Annotated in this window: 1 protein-coding gene; it reads left to right on the top strand. The window is 74.6% G+C overall.

Features of this window, described 5'->3' with window-relative positions; translation table 11 throughout:
- The coding region (locus ROTAS13_RS27675) for a hypothetical protein (RefSeq protein WP_171979263.1) at positions 1–486 on the top strand (486 nt) is incomplete at its 5' end.
- Between the last annotated feature and the right edge of the window lie 190 nt (positions 487–676).

The raw sequence follows: 676 nt of genomic DNA, 5'->3' as shown, positions 1-676 counted from the left end.
CTGTTGCCGCCGGGCCTGCGCGTCCGGCTGGCCCCGCCGCCCTGCCGCCGGCCGGGGCTGGAACAGGCGCTGGCGCAGGTGCTGCCCAGCGGCCCGGGCTGGCTGCCCGCGGCGGCCGGGGCGCGGCCCAGCCTGCCGGGGCTGGCGCGGCTGCGCTGCCGTGTGCGGGGCGGGCCTTTGCGGCTGTTGCTGGAGGTGCGTGCGCCGGCGGAGGAGCCTTGCCGGCTGCGGATCGGCGCTTGGCGCGAGGGCGGCGAGGAAATGGCCATGACGCTGGACCTGGCGCCGGGGCAGGCGGCGGAGACCATGCTGCCGCTGCCCGATCCGGAGGCGGCGGAGGAAGGCGTGCTGGAGATCCTGCTGGACAGCGAGGCGGAAACGCGGGGGGCCGCGCTGGTCGCCCTGGGGCTGGCGCGGGACACCGTGCTGGAGGACCGGCTGCGGCTGATCGAGGGGCGGGAGCTGCTGGCGTTGCTGCCGGACTGAGGCTCGGATCTGGCGTTGCGCACCCTGGACCCCATTCTTTGGCGCTGGTGGCCGCGGTGCCTTTTCTTCTTTTCGGGAGCCTCGCGTCTCCGCCTGCTCCCAGGGATCGGGCCGCAGGCCGGCGGCAACCGCGCGGAACCAACTCAGGCCCTGTCTCTTGATCACAAGTCTCGACGTCAGCATAGAGAGG

Source organism: Roseomonas sp. TAS13, assembly GCF_001950415.1.
Taxonomy (GTDB): Bacteria; Pseudomonadota; Alphaproteobacteria; order Acetobacterales; family Acetobacteraceae; genus Roseomonas; species Roseomonas mucosa.
This window is presented reverse-complemented; position numbering and strand designations above follow the sequence as displayed.